The 19,775-nt window shown below is 70.4% G+C and carries 20 protein-coding genes; 12 read left to right on the top strand and 8 right to left on the bottom strand.

Annotated elements, in window-relative coordinates:
- The 8 genes from ACN26Z_RS17740 to ACN26Z_RS17705 form a co-directional block, all read right to left on the bottom strand.
- Complete coding sequence (locus tag ACN26Z_RS17740) at positions 1 to 912, bottom strand: transglutaminase domain-containing protein (RefSeq protein WP_282238320.1); 912 nt, start codon at positions 910 to 912, stop codon at positions 1 to 3.
- The gene (locus ACN26Z_RS17735) at positions 909 to 3,269 is read right to left on the bottom strand and encodes a peptidase domain-containing ABC transporter (protein ID WP_421462428.1); all 2,361 of its coding nucleotides are present in this window, start codon (positions 3,267 to 3,269) and stop codon (positions 909 to 911) included. The genes ACN26Z_RS17740 and ACN26Z_RS17735 overlap by 4 nt, the downstream gene beginning before the upstream one ends.
- Positions 3,266 to 3,994: an SDR family NAD(P)-dependent oxidoreductase gene (locus tag ACN26Z_RS17730; protein ID WP_421462426.1), complete on the bottom strand. Its 729-nt coding sequence runs from the start codon at positions 3,992 to 3,994 to the stop codon at positions 3,266 to 3,268. Before ACN26Z_RS17730 ends, ACN26Z_RS17735 begins: the two co-directional genes overlap by 4 nt.
- Positions 3,987 to 5,186: an AMP-binding protein gene (locus ACN26Z_RS17725; RefSeq protein ID WP_282238323.1), complete on the bottom strand. Its 1,200-nt coding sequence runs from the start codon at positions 5,184 to 5,186 to the stop codon at positions 3,987 to 3,989. The genes ACN26Z_RS17730 and ACN26Z_RS17725 overlap by 8 nt, the downstream gene beginning before the upstream one ends.
- Positions 5,187 to 5,189: 3 nt before the next feature.
- On the bottom strand, positions 5,190 to 5,456 hold the full coding sequence (locus ACN26Z_RS17720; protein ID WP_093405745.1) for an acyl carrier protein: 267 nt from the start codon (positions 5,454 to 5,456) through the stop codon (positions 5,190 to 5,192).
- Positions 5,457 to 5,459: 3 nt separating this feature from the next.
- Positions 5,460 to 7,256 carry a condensation domain-containing protein gene (locus tag ACN26Z_RS17715; protein ID WP_421462423.1) on the bottom strand — a complete coding sequence of 599 codons (1,797 nt, stop codon included), beginning with the start codon at positions 7,254 to 7,256 and terminating at the stop codon, positions 5,460 to 5,462.
- 75 nt (positions 7,257 to 7,331) lie between these two features.
- Positions 7,332 to 8,837 (bottom strand): class I adenylate-forming enzyme family protein, encoded by a 1,506-nt coding sequence (locus ACN26Z_RS17710; RefSeq protein ID WP_421462421.1) that lies wholly within the window; start codon positions 8,835 to 8,837, stop codon positions 7,332 to 7,334.
- Between the two features lie 64 nt (positions 8,838 to 8,901).
- Positions 8,902 to 9,825 (bottom strand): ParB N-terminal domain-containing protein, encoded by a 924-nt coding sequence (locus tag ACN26Z_RS17705; RefSeq protein WP_421462419.1) that lies wholly within the window; start codon positions 9,823 to 9,825, stop codon positions 8,902 to 8,904.
- Positions 9,826 to 10,317: 492 nt separating this feature from the next.
- On the opposite strand from ACN26Z_RS17705, the gene ACN26Z_RS17700 reads away from it, so the two are divergent.
- From ACN26Z_RS17700 to ACN26Z_RS17645, 12 genes are all read left to right on the top strand, one after another.
- Positions 10,318 to 11,502, top strand: a complete 1,185-nt coding sequence (locus ACN26Z_RS17700) for a radical SAM/SPASM domain-containing protein (protein ID WP_170863465.1) — start codon at positions 10,318 to 10,320, stop codon at positions 11,500 to 11,502.
- Positions 11,492 to 12,400: an aKG-HExxH-type peptide beta-hydroxylase gene (locus ACN26Z_RS17695; protein ID WP_421462417.1), complete on the top strand. Its 909-nt coding sequence runs from the start codon at positions 11,492 to 11,494 to the stop codon at positions 12,398 to 12,400. The genes ACN26Z_RS17700 and ACN26Z_RS17695 overlap by 11 nt, the downstream gene beginning before the upstream one ends.
- A 66-nt stretch (positions 12,401 to 12,466) precedes the next feature.
- A complete protein-coding gene (locus ACN26Z_RS17690) occupies positions 12,467 to 12,625 on the top strand; it encodes a hypothetical protein (RefSeq protein ID WP_170863464.1) in 159 nt (52 codons plus the stop codon).
- Between the two features lie 81 nt (positions 12,626 to 12,706).
- Positions 12,707 to 13,852 (top strand): YcaO-like family protein, encoded by a 1,146-nt coding sequence (locus ACN26Z_RS17685; protein WP_421462415.1) that lies wholly within the window; start codon positions 12,707 to 12,709, stop codon positions 13,850 to 13,852.
- Entirely contained in the window at positions 13,845 to 14,558 is a 714-nt protein-coding gene (locus tag ACN26Z_RS17680) for a TfuA-like protein (protein ID WP_421462413.1), read from the top strand. Before ACN26Z_RS17685 ends, ACN26Z_RS17680 begins: the two co-directional genes overlap by 8 nt.
- Before the next feature lie 8 nt (positions 14,559 to 14,566).
- Complete coding sequence (locus ACN26Z_RS17675) at positions 14,567 to 15,409, top strand: class I SAM-dependent methyltransferase (RefSeq protein WP_421462411.1); 843 nt, start codon at positions 14,567 to 14,569, stop codon at positions 15,407 to 15,409.
- Positions 15,403 to 16,119 (top strand): hypothetical protein, encoded by a 717-nt coding sequence (locus ACN26Z_RS17670; protein WP_421462409.1) that lies wholly within the window; start codon positions 15,403 to 15,405, stop codon positions 16,117 to 16,119. Before ACN26Z_RS17675 ends, ACN26Z_RS17670 begins: the two co-directional genes overlap by 7 nt.
- 11 nt (positions 16,120 to 16,130) lie before the next feature.
- Positions 16,131 to 16,790 (top strand): TylF/MycF/NovP-related O-methyltransferase, encoded by a 660-nt coding sequence (locus ACN26Z_RS17665; protein WP_093405719.1) that lies wholly within the window; start codon positions 16,131 to 16,133, stop codon positions 16,788 to 16,790.
- Positions 16,787 to 17,689, top strand: coding sequence for a protein kinase (locus ACN26Z_RS17660; RefSeq protein WP_421462406.1), 903 nt, complete (start codon positions 16,787 to 16,789; stop codon positions 17,687 to 17,689). The genes ACN26Z_RS17665 and ACN26Z_RS17660 overlap by 4 nt, the downstream gene beginning before the upstream one ends.
- Entirely contained in the window at positions 17,686 to 18,621 is a 936-nt protein-coding gene (locus tag ACN26Z_RS17655; protein ID WP_421462404.1) for a hypothetical protein, read from the top strand. The genes ACN26Z_RS17660 and ACN26Z_RS17655 overlap by 4 nt, the downstream gene beginning before the upstream one ends.
- Complete coding sequence (locus tag ACN26Z_RS17650; protein ID WP_421462402.1) at positions 18,618 to 19,298, top strand: dTMP kinase; 681 nt, start codon at positions 18,618 to 18,620, stop codon at positions 19,296 to 19,298. Before ACN26Z_RS17655 ends, ACN26Z_RS17650 begins: the two co-directional genes overlap by 4 nt.
- On the top strand, positions 19,291 to 19,743 hold the full coding sequence (locus tag ACN26Z_RS17645; RefSeq protein WP_093405712.1) for an NUDIX hydrolase: 453 nt from the start codon (positions 19,291 to 19,293) through the stop codon (positions 19,741 to 19,743). Before ACN26Z_RS17650 ends, ACN26Z_RS17645 begins: the two co-directional genes overlap by 8 nt.
- The last annotated feature ends 32 nt before the right edge of the window (positions 19,744 to 19,775 follow it).

Here is a 19,775-nt window from a genome sequence, read left to right as displayed (position 1 = left end):
TCAATCTCCTGTCTCGACGTAGGTGGGAAACTTCGCGGCAACCGGCTGACCGGCGTGGGTCACGAGGTCACGTCGTCGGGCGCCGACGCGGCCGAGGACGGTGCCGAGCGACGAGGTCCGCTGCCATCCCGGTCCGGCGATGCCCCAGTGCCGCAGCGCGTCCACGAGCACCGGGTCGACGGGAACCCAGACCCCGTCCAGGTGGAACTCGGCCCACGAGTGTGACGCGGAGATGGGCGGGGTCAGTGACCTGCCGTGGGAGAACCGTGCCGCCAGCCCGCGACGGCGGGCCTCCTCGACCAGCAAGTGGGCCACGCCGACGCAGTCCCCGACGCCGGTGGCCCGGACGAAACTGGCATCGGCGCGCAGCGTCTCGGGGAGCCAGAGAAACCGGATGTGCCGGGTCTCGTCCAGCAGGCCGAGCAGCGCGGCCGGCAGCTCGGGCCACCGGCGTGGCCGGTCGAACGTCACCGAGTGCAGGACGGCGCCGTCCTGCGGCACCGCGCCTGTCTCGTGCCAGTCGTCCTCCGGCACCGCGAGGCGGTACCGGCACGGCCCGGCATGGCCGGGCTCCGGGCACCGTGCCACGTAGTCCATCCGGTAACGGGTGACGGCGGCGGGGCGCTCCAGCTCCCGGATCCACCAGGCCAGCACCCTACGCTCGCGGGACCGCGCGAACAGGTGGACCGCGACGTTGCGCAGGTCGGTGGCGTCGAACCGGCTGCCGTCCGGACCGGACGTCGAGGGTAGGCCAGCGGCGGCGAGGAAGGCGGTCGTGGGCTCGTCGATCTCGTACCTGGCGGCGGCGGTGGCGGCGTCGACCTCGAACCGCCGGTGTCTGTCCGGCACGCGCAGGATCAGCGCCAGCAGGTCGTCGAGCGCCCCGGCGTCGAGGCCCTGCGGCGCGGTCACGGCGCAACCCCTACGAGCCGTCGGTACGGGCCGTCCTCGGCGACGAGGCTCTCGTGCCGGCCGCGTTGGACGATCCTGCCGTCGCTCATCACCAGGATCTGGTCGGCGGCTTCCGGGTGGGACAGCCGGTGCGCGATGACCACCAGGGTGCGGCCCGTTCCGCGCAGGTTGGTCACGATCCGGTCCTCCGTGAGCCGGTCGAGGGCGCTTGTCGCCTCGTCGAGGATGAGCAGGTCACAACCGCGGACCAGGGCCCGGGCCAGCGAGATGCGTTGGATCTGACCACCCGACAGGCCTGCCCCGGCGGCGCCGAGCAGCGTCTCGTACCGCATCGGCATCGCGTCGATGTCGTCGTGGACCTCGGCCAGCCGCGCCGCCGCGATGACGTCGTCGAGAGTGCACTCCGGCCGGCCCAACGCGATGTTCTCCCGGATGGTGCCGGCGAACAGCCGGGCGTCCTGGCGTACGTAGGCCATCGACCGCCGCACGGCAGGTCGGTCGAGCTGCTCGAACGGCCTCCCGTCGAGCTGGACCGTGCCGGCGCTGGGCAGGTAGAGCCCGGCCAGCAGCATGGCCAGCGTCGACTTGCCGGAGCCGGACGCACCGACGACGAGGGTGAACTGACCGGGCACGATCTCGAAGTCGATGTCGGCCACCGCCGGTGTCCTGGTGCCGGGGTAGGCGAACCGGACCGCGTCGAGTCGGACCGCGCCGGTGACCCGGGCCGGCACCACCGCGTCCGGACCGGCCTCGGGGCGAGCGTCGAGGATGTCAGCCAGCCGGGTCAACGTCGCCCGTAGCCCGGCGACCTGCAGGCCGGTCTGGGTGAGACTGGCCAGCGGCACGAACATGCCCATGGCCAGGGCGGAGAAGCCCACCACCCGGGACAGTGAGATCTCGCCCCGATCGAGCAGGACCAGACCGGCGGCGAGCACCGTGAGGGGCGCCAGGAACTGGATCGCCGTGCTGGCAGCCTCGCAGACGGCGAGGAACCGCCGGCTGCTGGTCCTGGCATTCACCTCGGCGGCGAAAGTGTGGCTCCAGTTCTCGGCCGCCGCACCTTCCAGCCCGGACGCCTTGAGCGTCGGCACGCCGTCGAGCAGCTGGAACAGCTCAGTCTGTGCCCTCGCCTGCGCCTCCAGCAGGGCGGCGGTGAGGTACTCCTGCCGGCGCCAGCTGACGGCGAGCACACCGACCTGGACGACGGCGAGAGCGAGCACCAGCGTGCCGAGGCGCGGGTCGGCGATGACGACGAGCCAGCCGTACACCAGCACCAGCACGCCGTCGAGCACGGCCGACAGCGCACTCCCGGTCAGCACCTGACGGACCGCGTTGCTGGTACGGACCCGGATCGCGAGGTCGCCGGTGTGGCGGCGGGCGAAGTAGTCGAAGGGCAGGGACACGAGATGCTGGACCGTTCCCAGGGTCACCGACTTGTCGGCAAGAGTCTGGATGGACAGCAACGCCATCCGCCGGGCGGTCTGCATCCAGAAGTACATCGCGAACAGCACCAGCGGCGCGGCGACGAACAACCAGACGCTGGCCGGTTCGCCGGGCCGGCTGGCCCAGTCCACGACGTAGGAGGAGGCGATCGGCACGACCAGGCTGCACAGGGTCAAAGCGACCGAGGTCAGGACCAGGGGCAACCAGGCGCTGGTGCGGGGGAAGAACCTGGTCGCGTAGGGCATGCGAGCGGCGCCGAGGGCGTGGCGGCCGGCTGCGCGCCTCGGATCCGCGCCGCCGATCGGCGGGTGGAACTCCAACGCCACCCCGGTGAACGCCTTGCCGGCCTCCGCCAGGCTGACCTTGCGCCGCCCGAAGGACGGATCGACGACGTATATGTGGCTGTCGGTCACCCGCTCCAGCACGACGAAGTGTACGAAGTTCCAGAACAGGATGGTGGCCGGGGGAAGGTTACGTAGCCCGCCGATGGAGACGCGGACACCGCGGGCGACGAGGCCGCGACGCCGGGCGGCGGCCAGCATCGAACGGGCCGCGACCCCGTCCCGGCCGGTGTTGGTCTCCGTCCGGAGGGCATCGAGCGGCACCGGCTGACCGAAGTAGGCGAGGACCATCGCCAGGGCGGCGGCCCCGCAGTCGCTCATCTGGGACTGGAGCACGACTGGTACGCGGTTGCGCCGATGCGCCAGCGCCGCCCGCAGGTTTCGCCACCGCAGGTCGCGCAGGAAGCCCAGCCCTGGTCGGGCCCGCCAGCGCAGGTCCACCGGCTCTCCGGTCTCCCGGGTGAGGCCGTAGTTGCGTACCGCCTCGCGCCGGAAGCGTTGGCGCCGGTTGGTGAATTCGGTTGGCGGTGGGGTGGGCTGCTCCACCTGCCCACGCTCGTCCAGCGTGCTCATCCGCCGCTGCCCGAGTCGACCCGGACCACCTGCGCGGTGATGGCCGCCGCAGCGGGGGAGAGCAGGAACTCCACCGACCGCGCCACGTCGCCGGGGGTGGCGTCTCGGTCGAGCATGTTGCGACGGTGGATCGCGGCGCGGACGTCGTCCGCGATCGCGGTGGTCATCGCGGTGTCGATGAAGCCGGGAGCGACACAGTTCACCGTGATGCCCCGGCGGCCGACCTCGGCGGCGAGCACCCTGGAGAACCCTTCGAGAGCACACTTGGTGGCGGTGTAGGCGCCGAGCCCGCGGAAGGTCCGGTGGGCCGCGATCGACGAGATGTTGACGATGCGTCCACCGCTGCCGTACATCGCCTTGACCGCGGCCTGGCACAGGGACATGGGCACCTCGACGTTCAGCTGCCACATCCGGCTCACGTCGGCGCTGGCGGTGGCCACGTGCAGCGCGCCGGTCGCCACCCCCGCGTTGTTGACGAGGCCGTGCAGGTCGGCGCAGCCCCGGATCCGGGTGGCCACCGCGACCCGGTCGTCGCCGCGGGTGAGGTCGGCGGGGAGGAACGTCAGGGCAGCACCGACGGTGTCCCGCAGGCTCACGAGTTCGCCGGACAGGGTGCGCGACACGGCGACGACCCGGTATCCGGCGGTGAGCAGCTGGCGGGTGACCGCCAGGCCGATGCCGCGCGACCCGCCGGTGACGAACACCGTCCCGCTCGTCTCATCCACCACGGGCCGCCTTGCCGGAGGTGGCCACCGCGAGCTGGTCGACCACGGCGAACCGGCGCGGCTGTTCCGGCGGGGAGAGCACCCGGCGGGCGTACGCCCTGACCCGCTGGACGACCACGTCGGGGTCGTTTTCGGACCGGGTGACGATGTCCACGCCGACAACGGCGCCGAGCACGCTGCTGCGGACCGCGTACACCCGGGCCGCGGCGACGTCCGGGTGCTCCTGCAACAGCCGGGCCACGTGACCCGGCAGGACCTTCGTGCCGCCCACGTTTATGACATCGCCCTGCCGGCCGAGGATGTGGACCCGCTCGTCGTGGACGGCAGCAAGGTCGCCGGTCGGCAGGTACGGCGCACCCGGCCCGGACGACACCAGGAGTTCGCCGTCGCGGATCGCCAACGCCTTACCCTCCGGCCCGTACCCGTCGAGGACCGAGCAGGGCAGGCCGGGAAGCCCGTCGGTGACGGTGGCGATGCGGCCGAGTTCGGTGCTGGCGTAGATCTGCAGCACGCGGCGTGGGGTGAAGGCGGCCCGGATCAGGCGCAGCAAGCTCGCGTCCACCGGTTCGCCGCCCATCGAGACGGTGTCTATCCGGGGTCGGGCGCTCTCGGTGCCCAGGTGCAGCGCTGCCATCCGCCAGAACGAGGGGGTGCCGGCGACGACGTCATAGTGCGCGGATGCGCGGGTGGCGAACTCGGTGGGGGTGAGGAAGTCGACGTGGGCGGCCCGGCCGAGCGCCTGGCTCACGGCGGCCACCGCGGCGTACGTGGACGGGTTGTAGCCGACTCCCCACCGCTCGCCGCCAGCCGCGTCGAGCCAGTCGGCACCGCGGCTCAGCTCGTGCCAGCTCCAGTGGGTCGGGGTGGGGGTGCCGGTGGTCCCCGACGAGAATATCCACACTCCGGCCGGCCGGCCGCCGGGCTCGCCGTCGGCCTCGGTGGTGCGCCGGATCCGCTCCTCGCCGACGTCGAGCAGGGCCTGCGGCCGGAGGTGAGCCAACGCCGGCGCGGCAGTGGTCGGGCCCACCAGGACGACGGACACGTCGAGCGGGCGCAGCGCGCGCAGCGCCACCACGAGGTCGGCTCCGGCGGTCACGTTTACCGCGAGGTGGCGTAGGCCGGCGGCGGCGACGGCGGCCCGCAGCCGCGCGACCCGCGAGCTGATCTGGTCATCACACAGCGACACGGGCACGGATCAGCCCGCCGCCGGTCGTAGGGCCTGGCAGAGGTCACCGAGCGTATCCATGCGGTCGACGGCCACGACGTCGAGCAGGATGCCCAGTTCCTGCTCGAACTCGATGATGAGTTCCGCCATCACGAGGCTGTCGATCCCCAGGTCGGCCAGGCGCATGGCGGCGGTATAGCGTGCCGCGGCATCGGTTGGTGGCACGGTGAGGACCCGGGTGGCCACCACGTCGAGGACCTTCTCGTCGATCGTCGTGTCCGAGTGGACGTTCTCCACCGGTCAACCAACTCCATCCCTGAGTAGCGCCTCGGGCCGGTCGCCGGAGGCGGAGTCGTGTCCGACCGAGATCCGTCCGGGCACCGCCAGGTATGGTCGGTGCGCGAGCGTGGCGCGGACCCGATCGGCGAGATCGTCCGCCGTGACCGGGACGCCGCCGGCCCTGACCTCGGCGGCGACCCGCGATCCACCGTCGTCCGCGATCTCCACGGCGGCCGTGGCGCTGGTGACCTCGGGCTGCCTTTCGAGAGCCGCGGTGACCTCGGCCAGGTCGACGACCAGCAGCACCGCGCCGTCGGGTGCCCGCAGTGGCGCGAGAGCCGGTGCGCCGGCCGGGGCCGCGGCGACCCGGCCGGAGTCATCTCCGTCCAGTCGCGCCCGGAAGGCGGTGACGAACCTGGTGAAGCTCTCCTGCGACATGGTGCCGCCGTCGACGGTCAGCCGGATCCGCAGCCCGTCGGGACGCTCGTTGACGGCGATCCGCAGGCCGTCGGCGATCCGCTGGAAACCGGGGGTGTACGCGCCGCGTTCGATGGTGACCGGCGCACGACCTGACGGGTCGAGGCCGGCGGTGTCCGGGGCACGACCTGACGGGTCGAGGCCGGCGGTGTCCGGGGCACGACCTGACGGGTCGAGGCCGGCGGTGTCCGGGGCACGACCTGACGGGTCGAGGCCGGCGGTGTCCTCAAGGTATGTCATCAGCAGCGTGCGGTGGACGGGATGCCCCAGCCGCCGTGCCGTTGCCGCCCACATCTCGTCCAGGACCTGCGGCGACACGTCCCGACGCGAGGTCGCCGCCAGTTGCTCCCGTCTGACCTGTACCAGCAGGTCGGCGGGCCGTGCCGGTCGGTCGAGCACGACCGGCACGGTGACGTCGAACATGCCGACGACGCCGCGCTCGGCGTGACGCCTGCCGTTCAGCCGCATCGAGACGGCGATCCGGTCCTGCGGCGTGACCAGGAAGACGGTGGCGGCGAACACGGCGAGCAGCCACTGGGCCGTGGTGAAGCCGGACTCCTGCCAGCGGTGGCGCAGCGCCTCCCATTCGGGGCCGACGACGGGCAGCAGTTCGGTCCGGGCGGTGGGCGTGGCCGGTCCACCGATGCCGGGAAGGAACTGGCAGCGAGGCGGGAGCCAGGGTGCGCGCCGTCGCCAGTACGCGGACACCGCCCGCGAGCGTCCGGTGGTGGCGGCAGCTGCCCGGGAGGTCACCGCGGCGAGATAGTCGGCGTCCTTCGGCTCGGTGCCGGGCGGGCGACCGAAGTACGTGTCCCAAATCTCGCGCACGACGGTCATCCGGGCGGTGGCGTCGACGGCGAGGGCGGAGAACACCCCGATCGCCGCGTGCAGCGTCGGTGAGAAACGCAGGAGTCGGATGATGAACGGGTACTCGACCGCCAGATCGAAGGTGTGCCTGAGATCGGTCGCCAGCACGGCGCGTACGTACCGGGTGAACTGTTCGGTGTCGTTCGCGGTGACCTGGGTCAGCGTGACGATCGGGTGCTGGTCCGGCATCGGGCGAACCCACTGGACCGGGGTGCCGTCCTGCGTCGTGACGCCGATCCGCAGCCCCGCGTGCCTGGCCACCGTCGACCGCACCGCATCGACGAATGCGGAAACGTCCAGCGGACCGTCGATCCGATAGGACATCCAGAGGGATGTCATGACCTCCGGCATTTCCTGGAGTGTGCGGTGAAGCGTGAGCTGACCCGGCAGCAATGGATAGAGCGCGCGGGTTTCTGAATGGACCGTGTCGGTTTCGGTATCGGCCGCAGTGGGGCGGGCTTGTCGAGACGACATCCGGTTCTCATCCCAACAATGGTCATCGACGGGGGCTGGCTGAAGATCGGCAGACTAACAATCACCCCGATATCGTCAAGGTGTCCGCACTTGAACGGGGGTCGGCGATCGGCGTGAGTCCACGATCGCGCGGATCCGTCGACGGTCGACTTTGCCGTGTGCGGTGAGCGGCAACGCGTCGAGCGTCACGCAGTGGACCGGCACCTTCGCCGGTTCGAGCCGGCCGGCCAACTCCCTCAGCACGTCGCTGGCTGGCCGGCCGGTGACCACCACGACGGTGAACGGGCCCCGCTCGTCCGGCGGAAGGGTGACGGCGCCGCCGACACCGGCGACGTCCATCGCCGCCGCCTCGATCTCGGCGGTACTCGACCGCACCCCGCGATGTGTGAAGACATCGTCGCGCCGGCCGTGCAGATACAGGTAGCCGTCCGCATCGAGGTGGCCGCGGTCGCCGGTACGCAGTCGCCGTACCCCCGCGGTCAGCTGGAAGACGGCGGCGCTCAGCCGCCGGTCGCGCCAGTAGCCGGACATGACGTTGCCGCCCTCGACGACGATGTCACCGACGCTGCCCGGAGGCAGCGGACGCCCGCGACGGTCGACGACCCGTACCAGGGTGCCGGGAATCGCGCGTCCGACCGAGCCGGGGCGAACCAGGTCGCCGTCCGGCTCCAGGATGGTGGCCCGTTTGCACTCGGTCAGCCCGTACATGTGCGTCAACGCGGCGCCGGGGAAGGCGGCGCGCAGGCCGTCGGCGAGCTGCGCCGGCATCCGGGCGCCGGTGCTCGTGAACAGCCGGACCGGCTGCTTTACCGGCGGCGGCTTTCGGGCCGCCAGCCGGAGCAGCGCGGTGGCGATCTCGGGCACCAGGGGTACGACTGTGGCCTGGGAACTGGCTATCCGGTCCAGCAGAGCGATGCCCTCTCCCGCCCCGAGGATCTCCAACCGCGCGCCCGCAGCCGTGCTGAGCAGGATCTGGTAGAGCCCGTAGTCGAACGACGGCGGCACGCAGGAGAGCACCACGTCGTCCGGCCGATATGCCAGGACCTGCCCGATCGCCTCGGTCGCGAAGAGGATCCGTTCGTGCGGGCAGACCACACCCTTGGGCTGCGAACTGCTACCCGAGGTGTACATCAGGAGTGCCGGCGCCGCCGGCGCATCGTCGGCGACGCCTGGACGCGGATCGGCGACGGGCTGGTCGAGGGTGGCCAGGATCTGCCCGAACCGCTCCGCCGACCAGGTCGGCGCGGGGACGTCGACACTCGCCGGGTCGACCCCGATCACCAGGACCGGGGCAATGTCCGCGAGGACCGCGCGAAGCTGGAACGGGCGCATCCCGGTCGACAGCGGCGCCAGCGTCAGGTCCGCGTACGCGGCGGCGAACAGGATCGCCGCGAAGCCGGCGCCGCCGGTTCGCACGGCGATCCGGTCACCCGGCCGTAGGCCCGCTGCCCGGAACAGGTTCGCGAGGTTGATGCTGCGTCGACGGAGCTGTTGGTAGCTCCACCGGTGGAGCCGGTCGCCGACCGCGACGCGGTGTGGATGCCGTCGCGCGGCGGTGTCCAGCAGGGAGTTGATCCGCATGTCACCTGGTATCGGAGCAGGGTGCGACGAGACACGACGCTCGTGGCGTGGGGGACCGGGGCAGCTATTCGGCAAGCATCTCGCTGAACTGGTGCCACCCACCGGCACAGGCCTGGGCGACCGCGCGCAGCGGTTCGTGGCAGTGCGCGGGAACGGTCCCGGCGGCATCCGCGGACTGCGCGATGAACGTGAGCGTTGCCGTGAGCAGCCGGAGCAGGGCCTTGCCGTGGTCGGTGTACCGCAGCGAGGGATCCTGGACGAGCCGCTCCAACCTCGGCCGGATGACGGCTTTGAGGTCCGCAGCTGTCGCCGGCAGCCGATCGGTGGATGTGGGTACGGGTGCCGGCGGCTCGGGTGCCGTCTCGGCGGCGGTCACCTCGACCGCCGGGGCGGAAGCCTCGCCGAGCGCCTTGCGCCGGACGTCGAACGCCGTGCCCACGGAGATGCCCGCCCGGCGCGCTATCTCGCGCAGGCTGACACCCGGCTCACGACGCACGATCTGCTCGGCCAACCGCCGGCCCGCCTCCGCCGACACCGGATGCCGGCGGCCGTCCCGGCCGATCCGGACGTTCAGCTGGTGACTGTTGTCGGTTGAACGTCGCCGCAGCGCGGCCACGGTCTTCGGGGCGACCCCGCACACGGACGCGATCCGGCGGTCGGACCACTGGGAGTGCGAGGCGAGGATCCGTTCGGCCGCGGTCAGTCGATCCCGAGTGCTCAGCGGCAGGCCGTGCGCGATGTTCAACTGCACCGCCGCGACGAAGGCGTCCGCGTCGGAGCCGTCGAAGTAGACCACCGGCACTCGCCTGTCGCCGCGCGCACGTGCCGCCCGCAGTCGATGCATGCCGTCCACCACCCGCAGCGAGGACCGCTGGACAACGATCGGCGGCACCACGTCGGTCAACTCCCCGAGCAGCCTGGTGTGGCTCGCGCTGATCCCGTCCAACCTCGGTGAGAAGCCCCCCCGAAGTGAACTGACATCGACCATTTCGACTTGCGAAACTGTATTCGATGCCTCACTGTACGTGTTGTCGAGCTCGGCGACCTGGCCGCTATCCGGTTGCCTCTTCATTTACACCCCGGTACCTGTTCTCCCCCGCATTGCACTTTGTCGAAGGTGCATCCGCGGCGCACATGGTACGACCGGGCGTGCATATTCAGCGCACATGACGTGTACATGCGAGACCTGCGAAGTGGTGGGGTCGACGGGGTGGCGGTGTGTGCGTTCAAGTCGCTCGTTGATCGGGGCTTGTGGATCACGGTAGTGCCGGGTAGGGTCCGAATCCCGAAGCCTCCAGCGTGTTATCGGGCCAGAAAAAAGGGCGGCGACGAGGCTGTGTCGTCCGTCTTCCCGTACGAGGTGCCAGATGTTTCCGGCGCCTACTCGGGACGCATGGGCGGGATATCTGATGACCCGAAAACCAGAACTGTCGACCGCGGATAAGGGCGATCTCCTAGATAGGTCATGGTGGTAGCAGCGATGACGACAGAGCAGGCGAACCTGCGAATACCCGGACCGGCTGAGCCGTTGTCGGTGATCCTGAAGCTCGTCGGCGACGCCTGCAACATCAACTGCTACTACTGCTACGAGAAGCGCAAGCCCTACGCCGGCTACGACAAGCTTCCCCTCGACGCCCTCGCGCGCCTGCTCGACCTGGCCGGCGGCCGGCCACTGAGCCTGGAGTTGCACGGCGGCGAGCCGCTGCTGTACGGGATGGAGGCGACCTCCGACCTCCTGCGGCTTCTGCGGGGCTACCCGGGGAACATCTCCCTGAGCGTCCAGACGAACGCGACGATGCTGACGCCCGAGTGGTTCGATCTGTTTGCCGAGGAATGGCCCGAGATAGACATCGGCGTGTCCCTCGACGGTGATCCAGAGGCCAACCGCAACCGGGTCGACTATCGCGACCGGAGCACCTCCGAGCGCGTCCATGTGGCATTGGAAATGGCCGCCGCGCGTGGTCTCGCCGTGGGCCTGATATCGACCGTGACGAAGGACGTGTCCCGGCGCCCGGAGGAGACGCTCGACTTCGTTGCCGGGTTCGACGCGGTGAAGGCGCTGAAATTCTCTCCCTGCTTCGACTTCAACGTCATGCCGAAACGCATTCCGGTCGGTAACCGCGAGACGATGCTCCCCCTGCTGCCCAAGGGGGAGGAGCATGCCGGTTGGGCGATCACGCCACTCGAATTCTCCGCGTTCCTGGTCCGGGCGTACGACCACTGGCGCGGTTCCGGTCTGTTCCGGCGGTTCCTGCTGGAGCCTTTCACCAGCGTGATACGCGTACTCGCCGGCCGCGACACCCGTTTCTGTCACTTCGCCGAACAGAAATGCGCTTTCGTGCTGACCCTCTATCCGGACGGCCGCCTCGGCAGCTGTGACGAGTTGGGCGTACCCGACGGGCTGCTCGGCACCATTCACGACCTGCCGTCCCTCGACGTGGCCACCTCCCTCGTCACCAACCCGACGCTGCGCGACGGCCTCGACGAACTGCTCGACAAATGCGTGGGCTGTGGCTATCGGAGTACCTGCGGCGGCGGTTGCCTCGCCACCCGCATGCGCTACCGCAACAGCGCCTTCTACGAGGACTACTGCACCCATCGGATCGAGATCATTGACCACATCGCGGCGGATATCGCCAGAGAGCGAGTAGCCAGTGAGCACTGACCTCGCACTGCCAGAAGTCTGGCCGGGACTCGCCCACGAGTTGGCGACGCTACGCGAGCATCGCGTGGCACAGGTACGCACCGCCGCGGCCCGCCTCGACGGGCGGTTCGTCGTGCCACCGGCCCTCGATGCCCGGCAGTACGCCCTGATGCACCACTTCACGTACGCCATCACGGCGGCCGTGCGCGAGCGGCGCCTCGACGACGCACGTGACCTGGTCCAGCGTTGGGCAGCTGTGGATGCCGCGAGCGGCGTGCCGCTGCTGCCGGGCCATGACGTGCGGATCGTGGCGGCCGACAGTTGTGCGCGGTCCGACGACGACCGCTACGAGTCGCCGCTCTTCCTCGACCTGGAGCCGGACCGGCAGGCGGTGCCGTCGGCGCCGTGGTCGGCTGCCGGGGAGGCGATCAAACGCGCCGGCTTCGACCACTTCATCACGTCGGTGACCGGCGTCGTGGTCACCATGCAGCTACGCGCCGACCGCGACACCACCCAGAGCTACGCCCTGAAGGCACTGCCCGGCACGATCTTCATCGACGTCGTGCAGGACCCAGTCCGCCTTGGTGAACTGATCCTGCACGAGTCGGCACACACGTTGCTGAACGAGATCTTCGCGGCCTGCGGGGTCGAGCTGGATCCCGAGGCGCGCTGGTTCTCGCCGTGGAAACAGGCATACCGCCCGGCGTACGGCTTGCTGCACGCCGGCTTCGCCTTCGGGGTCCTCCAGAAGTACTTCGAGTACCACGCGGCAGCCGACGAACGGCCGTCCGCGTACGCCCGGATCCGAGCCGAGATCGGCTCGGAACAGTGGGACCTCGCGCGCGGATCAGTACGAGACGCCCTGACCGAGGTCCGCGATGAGCGGGTGGCGTCACTGCTGTGGAGCTTCGTCGCCTGAGGGCGTGCTCCCCAGCGCCGGACGCCGGCCGGTCCAGGTAAACCACGAGCCACAGGAAGGAGCAGCATGAAGTCAGACCAGGAGTTCGAAGAGTTCGTGGACGCGATCCAGTCCGCCAACTTCGACCCTCGCGACACCCGCGCCACCGCGCACACGGCAGCGGTCTTCGCGAGCGACTGGGATCGCGTCGAGAAGGCGATCCAAGCCGACAAGACCGACAACTGATCCGGTGCGGCCAGTGGCTCCCGAGCCTCGGTGGCCACTGGCCGCTCCCGGTCGACAGCCTCGGAAGAGTAGCAAGTGATCATGCCGTCGAGTCCCACCGAGGACGCCGTGCTGGCGATGGCCCGTACCTGGTCAGCCGATGTGGGAGTGACCCGCAGCAGCAGCATCACCCGGCTCGACCGGGTGGGGGTGCCCGTCGCCATGGCCGTGCGCCCGGGAGCACTCGTCGGATCCCTTGTCGTCACGGGGGGCAAGGGGACGACGGAGGCGGCAGCCGAGATCGGGGCGCGGCTGGAGGCGATGGAACTCGCGGCCGCCGAGCACACTCGCTGTCAGGTGCCGCTCGTACGGACCACGTACCGGGCGATCGCCGCCCAGCTCGGCGGCGCCGCCGCGCTCCTGCGGCTCTGTCCCCGCCTGGGCGTCCGGATCCCGTTGGACGAGGAGGTGACCGCGGCGCAGGGGACGGACCTGCGCAGCACGACGCCCGTCCTGCTGCCGAGCGAACTGGTTCTGCTGCCGCCACCGCCGGACGCTGCCGCCCGGGCGTACTTCGGCGCGAACTCCTTCGGACTGGGCTGTGGCCTGACGCTGGAGCAGGCCACGATGCACGCCATGCTCGAGGTGCTGGAGCGCGACGCCCTGTCGTTTCCGGCCGCCGCCGGTCAGGAATGGGCCATCGACGAGCACTCGCTGCCCGACCGGCTCACGAGCCTGACCGCGCGGATCCGTCGCGCGAACGTGGCGATCCGCCTGCTGGCCGTCAAGCAGGACCTGGGCCTGCCGGTCGCACACGTCGTGCTCTGGGACCGCGACGAGACGGACCGGCGGTTCGTCAACGGCGGGCATGCCTGCGCGCTCGACCTCGACCTGGCGATCGAACGTGCCCTGCTGGAGGCGCTGCAGAGCCGCGCTGCCTTCATGCACGGCGGTCGTGAGGATCTGCCGAGCCTGGTCGACGTCGCGACGGAGCAGGCCACGGTCGGTGAGCGCAGCGCGCTGTCCGACGTCCGGCAGCAGTTCAGCCAACCGGTACCCGCAGACGCCGTCGGGCTGGCCGACTGGCTGGCCGAACGCGGCATCGGTCCGGTGATCCGCTTCGTCCTGCGGGACGGGAGCACCGACGGGGCCTGGGTGGTACGCACCGTCATCGTCGGCTGCGAGTCGTATGTCGCCGGGCTCTCGCCCCGGGTGGGGCCACGGCTTGCGGCGTGGTCCCATGGCTGACCGGGATCTGATCTTCGTCGGGCCGACCGGCTACCAGTCGAACCTGCTCGGCGTCTCCGCGCGATATTCGGTGCTTCCGCCGCTGACCCGGGGAATGCTGGCACCGGCGCTACGCGACCACCCGTCCGGACGGGTGATCATCGTGGACGGTGGGTTCTACCACGAGTTCGCCGTCGACCACCGGGAGATATGCGCCGCGCTGCGCGACGGACGTGACGTGATCGGGCTGGGCTCCATGGGCGCGCTGCGCGCCGTCGAGCTGCGTACCCACGGCATGCGCGGCTACGGCGCGGTGGTGGAACTCATCGAACGCCACGGACTCCACGACGACGAGGTGATGCTCCTGCACGCGGCCGAGCCGCCGTACCGGCCGGTGACGGTTCCGCTGGTGGAGGTGCGTGCGGCGCTCGGGCAGCTGCTGCTCGCCGGGCTGGTGGACGGCGACGAGGTGGCGGGAGTCATCGCCGAGATCGGCGACCTGTGGTTCGGCGACCGCAGCCTGCCCAGGATCCTGCAGGCGCAGCAGCGGCGAGCTCCGGACCGTCCGCACGTGGCAGCGGCACTACGCGGCAAGTTGCAGGGTCCGGCGCTGTTGAAGCGGATCGACCTGGAGTGCCTGCTCACCGGCGCACCGCCACCCGTGGTCCGCATGCTGCCCTGCGGCGCGGTCATCCCGAACCCGTCGCAGCCACCCGGACCGGCCTGATGGTCACCATGCCGGACACCACAGTGGACTGGACCTACATCTGCGCGAACGGTATCCCGTACCGCGATCCGGTGATCGGATCCTGCCTCGCCGACGTGCAGTGCCGCGACGACAGCGAGGTCGCCGGCCGCAGCGCTGCGGCGGTGCGCCGGGAGCTCGACTGGCTCACCCTCACCGGCGACGAGCGGATCTACCACCCCTGGTGCGGCCCGGGCACCTACGCCCGCGAGATCGCGAACGGCACCGGGTGCCGCAGTTACCTCGGCGTCGATGTCAACCCGGCGGCGATCGTCGCGGCGCGCCGCCGATGCCCGGATCGACGGTGCCACTTCCAGGTCGGTTCCTTCGACACGGGCTCCGTGGTGCCGGCGCACGACCTCTGTCTGCTCACCTATGAGCTGGTCAACCAGTTCGACCCGTCGACGCTCGGCCCGGCACTCGACCGGATCGCCGCGGCCCTGCGGCCCGGCGGGCGGGTGTTCGCAGACGTGCGGACCCGCACCGGCTCGGGGATGCACCCGGTCGACCGTGAGTCCACCCACTATCCCGCCGGCACCGGCATCTTCCTGCGGGCCGAGCACGTCGTCGAGTATCAGGCGCGGTTCGCGGCGGAAGGTCGCCTCTACCTGCAACGTTTCCGGATCACCCGGGACGACGGCCCGAGGCGGGAGTTCTACTCCTGGCTGTGGCTGTACGACCAGGACGAGATCGAGCGAGCCGCCGCGTGCGCCGGGCTTGCCCTGACCGCCGCCGCGCACGTCCACGCCGGCAGTGACATGCGGCCACCTTCGGCGGCCGGCTCGATCCAACTGGTATTGGCCAAGAAGGGGAAAGGCACGGAATCATGTTGACGACCTCGGAATCCCTCCTGGTGCACAGTATCGAGCAGTTCCTGACCCCGATGGAGTGCCAGGCGATCTGCGATGCGGTGGACCGGCAGATCACCGCCGACGGCCGCGCCGCCTTCGAGGGCGAGCGCGCCGTGTCGGTGCACGCCGTCGACGGGATGAGTACCCGCGACGTGATGGAGCTCTACGAACCGGCCGGGCGGTTGGAGCTCTTCCCGCTGCCGGTGGGGGCGACGACGGTACTGGACGAGGCGGCGCGGCGGGCCCTGCCGCACCTGCGCAGCCTGTTTCCCAGCGGCCGTCGCCTGACCTCGTGGATCTATCTCGAGTACGGCGTGGGCCAGTACATCACACCGCACATCGATATGCCGTTCGACGAGACCGACCCGGATCACGTGAAGGTCGCCGGGGTGAGCATCACCCTCAACGACGGCTTCTCCGGCGGCGATTTCGTGGTCGAGACCTGCGGCAGCCCAGACCTGTGGGAGGAGCCCACGGACGGGCTGCGCAGCCTCCGCGAGGGCGACGGGCTGCGCAGAGTCCGCGAGGGCGCGGACCACACCACGCAGTGGTACAAGGCGCTGCCCCGGACCCGCTGGCGCACCCGGATGGCCGCCGGGGGCCTGGTCATGTTCGGCAGCCAGCTCAGCCACAGCACGGAGCCGGTCACCCACGGACGGATCAAGAAAGTCATCGGCTTCTTCACCAACTGACGGAGAGTGCAATGGACGCACGTCTTGCCTACGAGCTAGCTGAGCTCAATGCCAACATGTCCGATGTCGAACGTCTCGTGACGCTGCACTGGGGCCTGTCCTCGGTGCTCCGGGCGAACGTCGCAGGCGACGTCGTGGAGGTCGGTTGCAACGCCGGCTACACCAGCGTCTGGCTCGCGACGACCATGCGGGCGCTCGCCCCGGAACGCGAACTCGTGCTGTTCGACAGCTTCGCCGGGATGCCGCCACCGGGGGAGTTGGACACCCACCTGCCGGAGGGCGAATGCCTGGCCTCGGCGGAGCAAGTGGAGCAGAACTTCCGCAGCAGGGACCTGCCGATGCCGCGCGTCGTCGCCGGCTGGTTCGACGAAACGCTCGCCGAACTGCCCCAGCGGATATGTTTCGGTTACCTCGACGGGGACCACTACCGCTCCATCCAGCTGAGCCTGGAACAGGTGTGGCCCCGCCTGGAGCCGGGCGGACTGCTCGTCATCGACGACTACTGCGACCTGAGCCGCAACGAGCGGGCCTGGGACGGGCTGCCCGGGGTGAAGAAGGCCTGTGACGAGTTCTTCGCCGGCACCGACCATGTGGTGGAGGTCGTTCCGGGCACCTCGGACCTGACCCTCGGTTACGTCTACAAGCCCACGTCGGACGGCGGACCCCGATGACGGTCGACACCACCGCGGCGGTGAACCTCGATTCCCTGGCCGGCATCTCGCCGACGCGCGTGTTCCGCCAGGTGCTTGAGACGAGCACGCCCTACACGTGCAGTTCGGTCGTCTCGTTCACCGGATGGAGCACCCTCCTGCTGGTCGAGCGGGCCGACCGGCCCGGCGTGAAGTTCGTCGCCAAGGGGCTGTTCGGCTACCACAGCGTCATCGCCGCCGCGCCGCCGCACCTACGGGCCGAGCTGCACGGCTACTACTGGTACCGCCAGTTGCCGGAGCGGGCACACCGGCAGGCGAGGGACCAGTTCGGCCAGGAGGCCGACCTCCTCTCCCGCCTGAGCGGCTCGCCGTACTTCCCCGACCTGGTCGAGATGGACCTCGGTGCCCCGGTGCCGTACTACGTGATGGAGCACCTGCCGCTCGGCTCGGTCCGCCACTGGCTCGGCACGCACGGGGCACCGGCCGCCGAGACCGCCATCGCCTTCGCGCGTCGGCTGCTGACCGGGATGACCGTCCTGCACGACATCGGCTACGTCCACCGCGACATCAACGCCGAGAACGTCCTGATGGCCGACGGCGGACCGGTCATCGCCGACCTCGGCTGCGCCCGCGCCCGCACCGCCACCGAGCCCCGATCGCCGAAGTCGGCGCTGATCTCGTGGCCACCGGAGTACGACGTGGGCTACCACGAGGCGGACATCACCAGCGATATCTACTGCTTCGGCATGGTCATGTACGAGCTGCTGACCGGCACCATGCCCCGCTACGGCGCACCGCCGCTGCCCAGCGTGGTGACCGGACACGACCCGCGCCTGATCGAGCTGGTCGAACGGTGCGTGCGGTGGGAGCCGGACCGCCGGCCACCCAACGCCACCGCCGCATTGGAGGTGCTCTCGTGACGACCCGGACGCTCGGCCCCCGACCGCAGACGACCGCCCCAGCCCACCCCGACGACCTGATGCGGCACATGTTCCTCGGCCGGTTGATCAGCCAACACACGATGATCTTCGAGCCACTGGTGTACGCCGAACACCTGCGCGTCCTGGCCAAACTGGTGGACGACTACGTATTGACCCCGACCGGAGCCGGACAACTCGCCACGTACACGCCCGCGAACGTGGCTACCGTCTGCGTGGCCGCAGCCACCGGGGTGCCGGACGGTGGCTGGCCGGAGTTCGCCGCGAGCCTGCGAACCCACGAGGTCGCGGTGGGCATCCGCCGCCACCAGCTCGTGGTCGGCTCGTCCGGCCCCGCGGACCTGCGATACGTCCGGGAGGCGGTGGAGATTCTGGTCGACGGTGACCTGGGCGCGCTGGTGGAGCTGGGCACGGGCGGGCTGTTTCCCGCCGCTTCGCTGCCGCGCCCGCCGGGCCTGGGCGCCGGGCTGCTGCTGGCACCGGACCGAGCGTTCACGTCGGAGGCCTCCGCGCTGGAGCGCCTGCTGTACGAGATGATCGCCGCACCTGCCCGGATCTGGGCGGCGGTCGAGCCCTCCGTGTACGAGTGCCTTCGTCGCAGTCTCGGCGATGTCGGCGTCGACGATGTCTTCGTCGCCGGCTGTGTGGCCCAACTGCTCACCAGCGCCGACGAGCGGGGGCAGGACCTGGCCGCGCGGCTACCCGCGCTGGCCGCGCTGGTGGAGACGGTCCGTTCGCCGCGGACCAGCGCCGCCCGAACCGTGGCCCTGGGGTTGAAGGAGGCGTCCCTCTTCGCCGAGCTGCTGTGCTGCTGGTGGCCGGGGACCGAGCGGTCGGTGCATCTGTTCACCTCCCGGCTCGACTACCTGACCCGGCACCCGGCCGGGCGTGCACCGCAGGAGCGTCAGCCGTGATCCCGGCGGGCCGGCAGGAGCGGCGATTTCCGTTCATCGCGTTGGAGGGCACCGACGGCAGCGGGAAGTCGACGCTACGGATCAGCCTCGCGCAGGCCCTCCGGCAGGTCGCGTCGACGGTGACGGAGTTCGGCCAGCACAGCTGGCTCGACACCGACGCCGCTCGGCTCATCGTGGGCAACCGGATGGCCCGCAGCAACGGGAACGCCGACGCCGTCGTGGAGGCGTACCTGCGCGACAAGCGGCTGCACTTCGAGTTCAACATCAAGCCCGCCCTCGCCGTCGGTCCGGTCCTCACCGACCGGTACGTGCTCAGCGACATCGTCTACCACCACGTCCTGCACGGCGTACCGATGGAACGCATCAGCGCCGCCATGACGGCGCTGCGGATGCCGACGCCCGACGTCATCGTCTTCGTGGACACCCCACCCGCGCTGGCCTGGACGCGCATCGGCACCCGCAACAAGGAGCTGCGGCCGTACGAGCGCCCGGACACCCTGGTCCAGCTGTACGACGCCTACGACCGCGCCATCCAGGCGAACCTCGTACCGACGCGCGTGCTGCGTTTCCGCAACCACGAGGAGTTGTCCGACAGCGCGACGCAGCGCCTGGTCGCCTCGCTGCTGTCACAGTTTCCGCAGTTGTCCCACGACCGAGAGGTGCCCACAGATGTCTGAGGTCCGAGTCCGCGTCGCCGTCTATGTCGTGCGTGACACGCTCACCGGGCCGGAGCTGCTGGTGTTCGACCACCGAGACCAGCCTGAGGCGGGCACGCAGGTGCCCGCCGGGGGCATCGAGGCCGGTGAACCACTTGAGGATGCGGTGCTGCGCGAGGTGGCCGAGGAGACCGGCGTCACCGCCGTCACGGTGCGGAAGAGTCTCGGCGTGCAGCAACGGCCGCATCCGCACACCGGTCAGCCGCGGGTCACCGTCTTCTACCACGCGAGCACGACGGAGCGTCGGGACCGCTGGTCCCACCAGGTCGCCGGCAGCAGCGGCACCGATGACGGCATGGTGTTCGAGTGCTTCTTCATCCCGGTGGCGAAGGCGTTGGACCTGCTGCCCGACCGACAGGACGAGTTCGTTGCGGCGCTGCTCCAACTCCTGCCCGAGAATGCGTAGCGCGGCCACGGGCCTGCGGAAGGCGCCCCGTC

Source organism: Verrucosispora sp. WMMD703 (assembly GCF_049178935.1).
Lineage (GTDB): Bacteria > Actinomycetota > Actinomycetes > Mycobacteriales > Micromonosporaceae > Micromonospora > Micromonospora sediminimaris.
This window is presented reverse-complemented; position numbering and strand designations above follow the sequence as displayed.